Origin of the sequence: Streptomyces sp. NPDC048192, assembly GCF_043202415.1 — a bacterium.
Lineage (GTDB): Bacteria > Actinomycetota > Actinomycetes > Streptomycetales > Streptomycetaceae > Streptomyces.
Genome location: NZ_JBIDAL010000001.1, coordinates 337366 through 348927, shown reverse-complemented (window position 1 = coordinate 348927; position 11562 = coordinate 337366). Strand labels below are relative to the sequence as shown.

The window sequence follows — 11562 nt, the reverse complement described above, 5'->3', positions numbered from 1 at the left end:
AGCCGCCGGGACGCGAGCGGCCGGGGACGGAGCCACGGGGACGCGAGCGGCCGAGGACAGAGGCGCCGGAACGTCACCGGCCAAGTCCAGAGCCGCGGGGACGCGAGCGGCCGAGGACAGAGCCGCCGGGACGCGAGCGGCCGGGGACGGAGCCACGGGGACGCGAGCGGCCGAGGACAGAGGCGCCGGAACGTCACCGGCCAAGTCCAGAGCCGCCGGGACGCGAGCGGCCGAGGACAGAGGCGCCAGAACGTCACCGGCCAGGCCCAGAGCCGTCGGGACGTCAGGGGCCAGGGCCGGGCCCACGTCACCGGCCAGACCCGGAACCGCCGGGGCGCCCACGGCCAGCGACGGACCCACCGGCACGCCAGGGGCCGGCGACGAACCCACCGAAACATCACCGGCCAGACCCGGGACCGCCGCGACGCGGACCGCCGGCAACGGACCCACCGCAACACGACCAGCCAGACCCGAAGCCGCCCGGACGCCAGGGGCAGGCGAAGAACCCGCCGAAACGTCACCGGCCAGACCCGGAACCGCCAGGGTGCGGACGGCCGAGGACGGACCCACTGGAACATGACCAGCCAGGCCGGGAGCCGCCGGGACGCCAGGGGCTGGAGTCGGACCTCTCCGTAGGACCGTCCGCGGCGCGGCCCGGCGTGTCGGGGTGGTCGGAAACGGCCCGGCTCCGTACTCCGCGGCCCCGGCCGCTTCTCGGGCCGGACCTGGCATGTCGGCTTCTCGGACCCGGCCCCGCATGTCGGCCGCTGCTCCGGCCCGCCGTGTCACCGGCCGCTCCCGGGTACGGAGTAGTACAGCCGACCGCCGTCGATGGGGGCGGACGGCCAGGTGCGGGCGTAGCCGGGTGGGCGGGCGGCGCCGGGGACCAGGGACGCGACCGGGATCCGGCGGGCGGTGGCGGTGATGGCGGCCTCCGTGCTGTTCGCGTTGTGCCCGGAGGTCGCCGCCGAGGAGCAGCCGGTGTAGAAGGCGACGGGGATGGCGCCGTCGCCGGTGAGCAGGCAGGGCGGGCGGACGCCGAGGCGGTGCAGGGCGGCGGCGGTGCGGGACCAGCCGCGGTGGTCCCGGGTGGTGTTGTCGACCGTGTTCTCCAGCACGGCGAGCTGCACCGCGAGATGGGCGGCGAGGCCGAGGCAGAGCAGGGTCACGACGACCGGGCGCCAGGGCCGGCGCGGGGCGGTGACCAGGTGCACCAGCGCGTCCGCGACCGGGAGCGCGAGCAGGGCGTAGGCCGGCAGCAGAAAGCGCGGGGCGGCGTAGTCGATCATGAACAGGTACGGGAAGGCGGCGGTCACCGCGCAGGCGAGCGGCAGCAGCGTGGCCGCCGTACGCCCGGCGCGGACGGCGACGACCAGCCCGAGCACCGCGAGCAGGGGCAGGACGAACCACCACACCGTGACCACCGGGTCGGGCAGGCCGCCGGCGCAGGGCCGGCACAGCGCCCGGCCGCCGAGGCTGCGCAGCTGGTCGACGACCGCGGGGTGCCAGCCGAGGCCGCCCTGGATCGCCGAGCCCTCGGACAGCCGGTGCACCGGGCCGCCGTAGCGCACGTACGCCTCGATCACCCACTCGGCGCCCCCGGCCGCGAGCCCGGCGAGCAGCACCCACAGCCGCCGGCGGGGGCGGCGGGCGGCGCCGAGGACGAGCAGCGGCAGCACCGCCCAGACCGCGTCCATGGGCCGCATCCACGCCATGAGCGCGGCGCCGGCCGCCAGGCCCCACAGCGCTCCCCGGCCGCCGCCCTGAGCGCCGGCGCGCAGGAAGCAGCCGGCCGCGGCGAGGGCGCCGACGGCGACCCAGTAGTTGGGCATGGCCTGCGGGCCGTAGAACAGGGTGACCCACAGGGAGGCGAAGAGGGCGCCGGCGAGGGTGAGGACGCGCACCGGGAACAGGCCGCGCCAGGCGCGCAGGGCCAGGTACAGCGCGAGTCCGGACAGGAGCGCGAGGTAGACCCGCAGCAGCGCGGTGGAGGTGGACCAGGAGGCGACGGGCGCGACGAGCAGGGAGACGCCCCGGGCGCGCGGGGCGCTGAAGAAGGCGGCGGGCGCCTGCGGGCTGACCTGGCTGACGTACACCGTCTCGTCCCAGCCGAGGCCCATGCCGGGCCGGACGAGGAGCAGTTGGGCCAGGGTGAAGGCGGCCGCGACGGCGGCGAGCGGGGCGGTGGGCCGCGGCCGTGAGCCGCCGGCGAGGGCGCGCCGGGCCCGCTCGCGCCGCAGCCCGGCGAGTGTGGCGTGCGCGCTGCCGGCCATCATCACCCCTCATGCCCCACGATGCGGGACGACTGTCACCCTACAGTCTGTAGGGTCGAGGACGGGAGTCGGGAAAACACGCCAAGCAAGGTGAGAACACCGCAAAGTAAGAGAAAAACATCGTCGATCCGGGCGGAAACACCGCCAAACTACCCCGAAATCCAGCCTTCCACCGGGCCGACAGGGCCATCCGGCCGACGGCACTACGCGCTGTAAGGTTGGGGCATGGCTGGCACAGGGGCCCGCGGCAGGGCGGAGCGGCGCAGCGCCGGCGCGCTGGAGAGCGAGGTGCTGGCCACGCTGTGGGCCACGGACCGGCCGCTGACCCCGGCCGAGATCCAGGCCGAGGTCGACGGCGCGCTCGCCTACAACACGGTGCACACCATCCTCAAACGCCTGTACGACAAGGGGCTGGTGCTGCGGGACGCCGACGGCCGGCGCGGCGCGTACCGGCCGGCGAAGAACGCGGCCGAGCTGACGGCCGAGGCGATGCACGAGGCCCTGGACCGCGGCCCCGACCCGATCGCCGCGCTCCAGCAGTTCGTGACCGGGCTGAGCCCGGAGGAGGAGCGGGCGCTGCGCGACCTGCTCGCGGGAGACGGCGCATGAAGTACGACGTCTACACCCCGCTGGCGCTGTCGCTGCTGCTGTCCGCCGCGGGGCCGCTGATCGCCCGGCGGGTCGCCCCGGCCCTCGCCGCGCGCGTGCTCACCTCGGCGGCGGTGCTGACCGCGGCCGCCACCACCTGGTCGCTGGTGCTGCTGGCCACGACGCTGCTCGGCGCGGCGCCGCCGGTGATCCGCGAGGCCCGTGAGGACGGGCGCCCGGTGACGGATCCGGTGCCCGAAGTGATCGGTGTGGCCGCCTGTCTGGCTCTGCTGGCGATCGGCGTGCGGGTGTACCGGGCGGTGCGCGCCGAGCGGCGCACCCGCCGGGTTCTGCGCCGGCTGTGCGCGGGGCATCCGGCGGACACCGAGCTGATCGTCGCCGCCTCCGAGGTGCCGCGGGCCTTCGCGATCCCGGGCAGGCCGGGGCGCATCCTGGTCACCTCGGCGATGCTGGGCGCCCTCGCGCCCGCCGAGCGCCGGGTGCTGCTCGCCCACGAGCGCGCCCATCTCCACCACCGGCACGGGTCGCTGGTCACGGCGGCGACGCTCGCCGTCGCCGCCGACCCGCTGCTGCGTCCGGTGCGGTCCGCCATCGCGTTCCTGGTGGAGCGGTGGGCGGACGAGCAGGCGGCGTCGGCGGTCGAGGACCGGCGTACGGCCGCCCGGGCACTGGCCCGGGCCGCCCTCACCGCAGGCCGGGCCCGGGCGTGCGCCCTCGGCTTCGCCGACCGCTCGGTCACCCGCCGGATCGCGGCCCTGCAGACGAGCCCGCCGCCGCGGCTGTGGCCGGCAGCGGGGGCCGTCCTCCTCCTGGGCGCCCTGTCCACCCTCCTCGCCGCCGACGCGACGGGCGACCTGCTGCGGCAGCTGTCCGGCGCACTGAGCTGACGCCCCCGGCGTCAGCCGCCGTTCGGCGCGCGGTGCGGGGGCTGGTCCGGTGCCGGGCGGCGAACCACCGGCGGCATCGCCCGTACGGCGGGTCCGTCGGTGCTCACGGTGAGCGGCTCGCCGTGGTGCCGCAGGGTCAGCGGCGGCCCGTCCAGCAGCGCGTACGTCGCCTTGTCGGCGCCGATCTCCACGCGCAGCCGCCGGCCCCGGAACTCGACGTTGAAGGCGAGCCGGCTCAGGCGCTCGGGCAGGCGCGGCGCGAACCGCAGGCGCTCTCCGTCGCGGCGCATCCCGCCGAAGCCCGCCACCAGCGCCATCCAGCTGCCGGCCAGCGAGGCGATGTGCAGCCCGTCGCGGGTGTTGTGCTCCAGGTCCCGCAGGTCCATCAGGGCGGCCTCGGTGGTGTAGTCCCAGGCCAGGTCGAGATGGCCCGTCTCGGCGGCGATGACGGCCTGGCAGCACGCCGACAGGGAGGAGTCCCGTACGGTCAGCGGCTCGTAGTAGGCGAAGTTCCGGGCGACCTGCTCGTCGTCGTACCGGTCGGCGAAGAAGTCGCCGCAGGTGTACATGGCCAGCACGAGGTCGGCCTGCTTGACGACCTGCTTGCGGTAGAGGTCGAAGTAGGGGAAGTGCAGCAGCAGCGGGTACTGGTCGGGGCGGGTGCCGGCGAAGTCCCAGCGCTGGTAGCGGGTGAACCCGGCGTGCTGCTCGTGCACGCGCAGTTCGTGGTTGTACGGGACGTGCATGGCCTCGGCGGCGTCCCGCCAGGAGGCGGTCTCCTCCTCGTCCACGTCCAGCCGGGCCGCCTCGCGCGGGTGGCGTTCGGCGGCGTCGGCGGCGGCGAGCAGGTTCTGCCGGGCCATGAGGTTGGTGTACGTGTTGTCGTCGGCGATCGCGCTGTACTCGTCGGGGCCGGTGACGCCGTCGATGTGGAAGACGCCGTGGCCGTCGTGGTGGCCCAGGGAGCGCCACAGCCGCGCGGTCTCCACCAGCAGTTCCACGCCGGTCTCGCGCTCGAACACGGTGTCGCCGGTGGCCTCGACGTACCGGACGACCGCGTCGGCTATGCCGGCGTTCACATGGAAGGCGGCGGTGCCGGCCGGCCAGTACGCCGAGCCCTCGGGGCCGGCGATGGTCCGCCACGGGAACGCGGCGCCGGCGAGCCCGAGCTGCGCCGCGCGTTCCCGGGCCTCGTCCAGGGTGTTGTGCCGCCAGCGCAGGGCCTCGGCGACGGCGGCTGGGGCGGTGTGGGCGAGCACGGGCAGCACGAACATCTCGGTGTCCCAGAAGGCGTGCCCGTCGTAGCCGGAGCCGGTCAGGCCCTTGGCCGGGATGGCGCGCTGCTCGGCGCGGGCGCCGGCCTGCAGGACGTGGAACAGGGCGAAGCGGACCGCCTGCTGGATCTGCTCGTCGCCCTCCACCTCGACGTCGGCGCGGGCCCAGAAGTCGTCCAGGCAGGCCCGCTGGCCGGCGAGCAGGCCCTGCCAGCCGTCGTGCGCGGCGGCGGCGAGCGCGGCGTCGACCTGGTCGGCCATCGCGGGCAGCGAGCGGGCGCCGGACCAGCCGTGGGCGACCAGCTTCTCCACCCGCAGCGTCTGGCCGGGCTCGAGCACGGAGGTGACCGTCAGGCGGGCCACGTCGGTGCCGCTCTCGCTGCGGGTGGTGGTGCGCTCCGGGCCGGTGACGACGTGATCGGCGGCCACGGCCACCCGCAGGCCGCTGCGCCGGGTGCGGTGCACCAGCCGCAGCCGGCTGCCGGAGGCGAAGTGGTCCTCCTGCTCCAGCGGCGACTGCAGCGCCATGGCCGCGCGCGGGTCGCCGTCGGAGTCGGGCAGGGTCTCGTTGGCGACCAGCTCGGACTGGATGACCACCCGGCTGCGGTCGCCGACGGCCTCGACCTCATAGGCGACGGCGGCGACCGCGCGCTGGGTCAGCGACACCAGCCGGGTCGAGCGCACCCGGACCGTGGACCCGGCCGGCGAGGTCCACTCGCAGGTCCGCTCCAGCACCCCGCGGCGCAGGTCGAGGACCCGTTCGTGGCTGACGAGCCGGCCGTAGCGCAGGTCGAAGGGCTCGTCGTCGACGAGCAGCCTGATGATCTTGCCGTTGGTGACGTTGATGACCGTCTGGCCGGACTCGGGGTAGCCGTAGCCGGCTTCGGCGTACGGCAGCGGGTGCACCTCGTGCACGCCGTTGAGGTAGCTGCCGGGCAGGCCGTGCGGTTCGCCCTCGTCGAGGTTGCCGCGCCAGCCGACGTGCCCGTTGGACAGCGCGAACACCGACTCGCTCTGGGCGAGCACGCCGAGGTCGAGGGCGGTCTCCCGCACGACCCACGGCTCGACGGTGTACGACCGGTCGGTGATCACTGCTTGCCTCCCAGCTCGGCGAGGTCCTTCACGACGATGCTCGCGCCGTGCGCGTACAGCGCGTCGGTCTGGCCCACGCGGTCCACGCCGACGACGTAGCCGAAGCCGCCCGAGCGGCCCGCGTCCATGCCGGCCAGCGCGTCCTCGAAGACGGCCGCCCGGGACGGCTCGACGCCCAGGTCGTGGGCGGCGGCGAGGAAGGTGTCGGGGTGCGGCTTGCCCGGCAGGTGCCGCTCCGCCGCGACCACGCCGTCGACGCGCACGTCGAAGAGGTGCTCGGCGTCCACGGCGCGCAGCACGTCCCGGCAGTTGGCGCTGGAGGAGACGATCGCCGTGCGCAGGCCCGCGGCGCGGACCGCCTCCAGATACCGCAGGGTGCCCTCGTAGGCCTCCACCCCGCCGGTGCGGATCTTCTCCAGCAGCAGGACGTTCTTGCGGTTGCCGAGGCCGTGCACGGTAGGGGCGTCCGGCGGGTCGTCGGGGGTGCCTTCGGGCAGGTGGATGCCGCGCGAGTCGAGGAAGGCGCGGACGCCGTCGGCGCGGGGGCGGCCGTCGACGTACTCGTCGTAGTCGGCGACCGCGTCGAACGGCCGGCCCTGCTCCCCCGCGTAGTCCCGCAGGAACGCGTCGAACGTCTCCTTCCAGGCCGCCGCGTGCACGACGGCCGTCTTGGTGACGACCCCGTCGAGGTCGAACAGACAGGCCTGGATTTCGTCGGGCAGACCGAGCTGAGTCATACCGGCACTGTTCCCCATGAGCCGCCTTCCAGTGAGTGGTACACGCCACAGGTTTCCGCAAACTCCTGGTGACACACTCTGCTGTGTGCCGCTGACCTTCGACGACCTCCTCGACCGCGCCCGTGGCCTGGTCCGGGGCGGCCGGCGTGCCCTGCTGGGCATCGCGGGCGGCCCGGGTGCGGGCAAGACGACGCTCGCCGGGCATCTGGTGCGCGCCCTGAACGCCGACGGCCCGCCCTGGGCGGCGCACGTCCCCATGGACGGCTTCCACCTGGCCGACGCCGAGCTGGACCGGCTCGGCCGCCGGGACCGCAAGGGCGCCCCGGACACCTTCGACGCGGCCGGGTACGCGGCGCTGCTGCGGCGGCTGCGCGAGGACGCCGACGAGGTGGTGTACGCGCCCGGCTTCGAGCGGGCGCTGGAGCAGCCGCTGGCGGGCGCGATCCCGGTGCCGCCGGCCGCCCGGCTGGTGGTGACCGAGGGCAACTACCTGCTGCTGGCGGAGGGTTCCTGGGCGCGGGTACGGCCGTGCCTGGACGAGGTGTGGTACTGCGAGGCGGACGAGCCCGAGCGGATCCGCCGGCTGATCGCCCGGCACGAGGAGTTCGGCAAGGACCACGAGACGGCCGTGGCCTGGGTCCTCGGCACCGACCAGCGCAACGCCGACCTGGTGGCGGCGACCCGCGGGCGGGCGGACCTGGTGGTGCCGGCCACCGCCCTGCGGCCGCCGCCCCGTGCGGCGGAGAGCCGGCCGGCCGGTTTACCCGGGCCGCAGTGAACTCCGGCCCGGCCCGGGCCGTATCCGTGGGTACGGCAGAAGGTCTGCCGGTACGACTCGTGCAGCGGTGACGCCCGCGGCGGCGGGTGCGGTGCGACAGTAGGGCCATGTCCGGGCCCACCACCGTTCCCGCCGCCCCCCGGCCGGTGCCACCGCGGGGCGGATGATGGCGCGCGAACAGCACCTGGTCCTCACCCGTGAGCTCTCCGCCGCGGGGCCGCGGCCGGCGCCCGGCCGCCGCGTGTACGCCTGGCTGCGCCGCCGGCGTCGGTGGCTGGTGCCGCTGCTGGCGGCGCTGCTGCTCGCCCAGATGGCCGCGGCGATGGTGACGACGGCCGTGCAGCAGACCCCGACCATCGACGAACCGGTGTACGTGGCGACGGCCACCGACTATCTGCACGAGCACCGGATCCGCTACAACCCCGAGCACCCGCCGCTCGGCAAGCTCCTGATCGCGGCCGGTGTGGCGGTGGCCGGCCCGCACTACGACCCGTCGTACACCGGCACCCAGGGGGACGTGGGCCGGCATCTGCTGTACGAGTCGGGCAACGATCCGTGGCGGGTGATGCTGTGGGCGCGGCTGCCGGTGATCGTGCTGACCCTGCTGTTCGGGCTGGTCGCGTTCGCGTTCGCGAGGGAACTGACCGGCACGGCGGGCGGTCTGGCGGCCCTCGCGCTGTACGCCTTCTGCCCCGACCTGATCGCCCACGGCTCGCTGGCCACGCTGGACGTGCCGACGGCCGGGTTCGTGCTGACGTCGGTCTGGCTGGTGTGGCGCGCCCGTCGCCGGCCCGTCCCGTACCTGCCGCTCGCCGGCGCGGCCCTGGGCGCGGCCCTGGCGACCAAGATGAGCGCCCTGCCGGCGGTTCCGGTGCTGATGGCGCTGGCAGCGGTTTCCGTCCTGGCGTCCTCGGCGCACCGGCCGGAGGCGGGCGCCGGAACCCCGTCCCCGCGCCTCGCCCCGCCCCTGTCCGCGTACGACGCGCTGCGCGCCGCCCTGTCCGCCCTCGCGGGTCCTGCGGAGGGCCGCCGCCGGGCGGTGCTGCGGGCACTCGCCGGCGCGGTCGTGGTGGCGGTGGTGGCCGTCGCCGTCGTCTGGGCCGCGTACCTCGCCGTCGACCCCCGCCTGCGGTTCTCCCCCGCCGAGCCGGTGCCGGCGCTGCACGGGCTGCGCGGGCGGCTGGTGGACCTGCTGCCGCTGCCGGGGGCGTACCGGGCGGGGATGCGGGTGCAGTTCGCGCTGGAGGCGTACCCCTGGCAGGGGTATCTGTTCGGGCGTCTGTACACCGGCTCGCTCTGGTACTACCTGCCGGCCGCGCTGCTGGTGAAGACGCCGCTCGGGCTGCTGGTGGCGGGCGCGGCCGGTGCCGCGGCGGTCGTGGTGGCCCGCCGGCTGCGGCCCGCGGCGCCGTATCTGCTGCTGCCGCCCGGGGTGCTGCTGGCGGCGGCGATGACGGGGTCGCGGGACTTCGGGACGAGGTACGCGCTGTTCGTGCCGATGTTCCTGGCGGTGGCGGCCGCCTGTGCGCCGCGGCCCGGCCGGCGGTGGACTGCCGGGGCGACGGCGGCGCTGGTGCTGTTCGCGGCCGTGAGTTCGCTGCGGACGTTCCCGTACTACCTGCCGTACTCCAACGAGGCCTTCGGCGGTCCCGCCCGCACCCACCGGCTGCTGCACGACTCCAACGTGGACTGGGGACAGGACCTGGGCCGCCTCGCCGACCGGCTCCGGCAGCGGTATCCGGGCGAACGGGTGTGGCTGGTGTACAAGGGCAGCGGCGTTCCGTCGTACTACGGCATCCGTGCGGCCGATCCGCGCGGGGTGCCGCCGGAGCGGGTGCACGGGCTGCTGGTGGTGTCCGACTCCGCGCTCGCCAAGGCGCGCGGGCGGCTCGCGGAGCTGGTCGCCGACAGCCGTCCGGCCGGTGACGTGGGGCATTCGATCAGCCTGTTCCGCCGCTGATCCCGCCTGCTCACACCCCGGTTCCTGACGGTGGGTGAGCTATGTTGAGTGCTTGTGGCAGACAAAGGAGGCGGACCGGTGCCCTCGCCGCAGCAGGCTCGCGCACAGGCATCAGCGATCACGTCCGGCAAGACCGCACCCGAGGCCGAGGCGTCGCCGACCTCGCGGCTGAGGGAACTCTTCGACGGCCCGCATCTGTCGCCGGGGCAGCGGCGCATCGCCCAGTATCTGATCGAGCACATCACCGAGGCCGCGTTCCTGTCCATCACCGAGCTCGCCGACCGGGTCGGGGTGAGCCAGCCGTCCGTCACCCGTTTCGCCGGCGCCGTCGGCTTCAGCGGCTATCCGGCGCTGCGCGAGAAGCTCCAGTCGATCGCGCTGAGCAGCCTGGCCGGCGGGCCGGGCGAGGAGAACCGGGCCAACGAGCTCCAGGCGGCCGTCGACGCCGAGATCGAGAACCTGGAGAACCTGCGGCGCGACTTCGCCGACCCGGAGCGGATCATCCAGGTCGGCCGCGAGCTGTCCCGGTCCACGCCGCTGACGGTGCTGGGGCTGCGGATCTCGGAGTCGCTGGCCGAGTACTTCGGCTACGCAGCCCGCCGGATCCACCCCGACGTACGGCTGGTCACGCGGGGCGGCAGCGTGGCCTACGACGCGCTGCTGCAGTGCCGGGAGGCGGGCGGCACCTGGGTGCTGGCCTTCGCCATGCCGCGGCACTCCCAGGAGACGCTGCAGGCCGTCCGGGTCGCGCGCGGCGCCGGCCTGAAGGTCGCCCTGGTGACCGACCTGGCGCTCGGCCCGGTGGCCGACGAGGCCGATGTCACCTTCGCCACCGGCACCGGCTCCCGGCTGGTGTTCGACTCCTACGCCGCGCCGGGCGTGCTGGCGGCCGCGCTGCTGCAGGCGATGACGGACGCCGACCCGGAGCGCACCCAGGCCCGCCTGGAGAAGTACGAGCAGCTCTCCGACCAGCACCAGTTCTTCATGAAGGACTGAAAGGGCCGAATCGCGCGGTTTCGTGCGCCGTGCGCCGGGCGCGGTGAAGATCCTGCGGTCACCTCTGCCACGGACGGGGATCATCCACGACAAATGACGCATGAATGTTTTCATACGTCTTGCAAACCGGACGGCATATATAAATACTGCTCACGGACCGCGCCCGGATCACCACTCGGGCACGTTCCGCACCTGCGGACTCACCGCTCGCACACCGCCCCGAGAAAGCCGACGGACCGCCGATGCGTCAGCACCTCCCGCGCAGCGCAGGCCCCAGGCGCCCGGGGCCCCGCACGGACACCCCCAGCCGCCGTCCCCTACCCACGTCGGCGCCCGGGGTGTACCGGGGCGCGCCGTCTGCGCGACGCGCCCGTGGCGGCTCCGGCCATCCCCTAGGCCGGAGCCGCCCCGCACCCGTCGACCACCCTCACGACGCCGCACACCGGAAGCGATGACCATGCCCCTGACCAGCACCCGTATCAGCCCCGACTGGCCCTGCCAGGTCAAGGAGCCGGGCTCGTACGACTGGGAGCGCTCGGCCGCCAAGTGGCTGCGCGACCTGATCCCCGCGCGCTACGCCAGCTACCCGGCCCTCATCCGGCACCCCGTGCTGCTCGCCCGGCACGCCCAGCTGCAGGTCCAGCAGGAGATCCGGGTGGCGCGCACCGCGCTGCAGACCGCCCGGGCCGAGCTGCCGATGCTCGGTCTGCCCGAGTCGGTCATCGAGCACACGATCAAGCTGTACGCCGCCGAGGTCATGCAGCTGCAGCACATCGCCCGCAGCGTCCGCGCGGTCAGCGAGGCCCTGGCCGCCCGCGGCACGGGCCGCTGACCCGGCCGGCCCCGGCTCCTCAGCCGGCGCCGCGCCCCTGGCGCGCCCGATCCGCACGCACCCCGTGCTCGCGGGTTTCTTGCGGACGACTCACGGAGGTCTGCGGGCGGAGGTACGAAGTCCG

At 74.9% G+C, this 11562-nt stretch carries 9 protein-coding genes; 6 read left to right on the top strand and 3 right to left on the bottom strand.

The annotated features are described in order from the left end of the window. Positions 1-785: 785 nt before the first annotated feature. A complete protein-coding gene (locus tag ACGFZN_RS01535) occupies positions 786-2273 on the bottom strand; it encodes a hypothetical protein (protein ID WP_393856667.1) in 1488 nt (495 codons plus the stop codon). 225 nt (positions 2274-2498) lie between these two features. Here ACGFZN_RS01535 and ACGFZN_RS01530 point away from each other — a divergent pair, with 225 nt between their 5' ends. Together ACGFZN_RS01530 and ACGFZN_RS01525 are read left to right on the top strand one after the other, a co-directional pair. Next, a complete protein-coding gene (locus ACGFZN_RS01530; protein WP_330336303.1) occupies positions 2499-2882 on the top strand; it encodes a BlaI/MecI/CopY family transcriptional regulator in 384 nt (127 codons plus the stop codon). Continuing rightward, positions 2879-3769 carry a M48 family metalloprotease gene (locus ACGFZN_RS01525; protein WP_393856412.1) on the top strand — a complete coding sequence of 297 codons (891 nt, stop codon included), beginning with the start codon at positions 2879-2881 and terminating at the stop codon, positions 3767-3769. Before ACGFZN_RS01530 ends, ACGFZN_RS01525 begins: the two co-directional genes overlap by 4 nt. 11 nt (positions 3770-3780) lie before the next feature. On the opposite strand, the gene ACGFZN_RS01520 is transcribed toward ACGFZN_RS01525, so the two are convergent. Next, positions 3781-6135, bottom strand: a complete 2355-nt coding sequence (locus tag ACGFZN_RS01520) for a glycoside hydrolase family 65 protein (protein WP_393856411.1) — start codon at positions 6133-6135, stop codon at positions 3781-3783. Then, positions 6132-6872 carry an HAD family hydrolase gene (locus ACGFZN_RS01515; protein ID WP_393856410.1) on the bottom strand — a complete coding sequence of 247 codons (741 nt, stop codon included), beginning with the start codon at positions 6870-6872 and terminating at the stop codon, positions 6132-6134. Before ACGFZN_RS01515 ends, ACGFZN_RS01520 begins: the two co-directional genes overlap by 4 nt. Positions 6873-6957: 85 nt before the next feature. On the opposite strand from ACGFZN_RS01515, the gene ACGFZN_RS01510 reads away from it, so the two are divergent. The 4 genes from ACGFZN_RS01510 (at position 6958) to ACGFZN_RS01495 (ending at position 11438) form a co-directional block, all read left to right on the top strand. After that, the gene (locus ACGFZN_RS01510; protein WP_393856409.1) at positions 6958-7650 is read left to right on the top strand and encodes a nucleoside/nucleotide kinase family protein; all 693 of its coding nucleotides are present in this window, start codon (positions 6958-6960) and stop codon (positions 7648-7650) included. A gap of 163 nt (positions 7651-7813) precedes the next feature. Continuing rightward, positions 7814-9610, top strand: a complete 1797-nt coding sequence (locus tag ACGFZN_RS01505) for a phospholipid carrier-dependent glycosyltransferase (RefSeq protein ID WP_393856408.1) — start codon at positions 7814-7816, stop codon at positions 9608-9610. Positions 9611-9688: 78 nt separating this feature from the next. Beyond that, positions 9689-10606 (top strand): MurR/RpiR family transcriptional regulator, encoded by a 918-nt coding sequence (locus ACGFZN_RS01500; RefSeq protein WP_393856407.1) that lies wholly within the window; start codon positions 9689-9691, stop codon positions 10604-10606. Between the two features lie 451 nt (positions 10607-11057). Next, a complete protein-coding gene (locus tag ACGFZN_RS01495) occupies positions 11058-11438 on the top strand; it encodes a hypothetical protein (protein WP_393856406.1) in 381 nt (126 codons plus the stop codon). Positions 11439-11562: the final 124 nt, after the last annotated feature.

Bases quoted from the DNA above. Each gene is read 5' to 3' on its own strand.
- ACGFZN_RS01535 (WP_393856667.1), bottom strand. From the start codon at position 2,273: ATGGCCGGCAGCGCGCACGCCACACTCGCCGGGCTGCGGCGCGAGCGG.
- ACGFZN_RS01530 (WP_330336303.1), top strand. From the start codon at position 2,499: ATGGCTGGCACAGGGGCCCGCGGCAGGGCGGAGCGGCGCAGCGCCGGC.
- ACGFZN_RS01525 (WP_393856412.1), top strand. From the start codon at position 2,879: ATGAAGTACGACGTCTACACCCCGCTGGCGCTGTCGCTGCTGCTGTCC.
- ACGFZN_RS01515 (WP_393856410.1), bottom strand. From the start codon at position 6,872: ATGACTCAGCTCGGTCTGCCCGACGAAATCCAGGCCTGTCTGTTCGAC.
- ACGFZN_RS01505 (WP_393856408.1), top strand. From the start codon at position 7,814: ATGATGGCGCGCGAACAGCACCTGGTCCTCACCCGTGAGCTCTCCGCC.
- ACGFZN_RS01495 (WP_393856406.1), top strand. From the start codon at position 11,058: ATGACCATGCCCCTGACCAGCACCCGTATCAGCCCCGACTGGCCCTGC.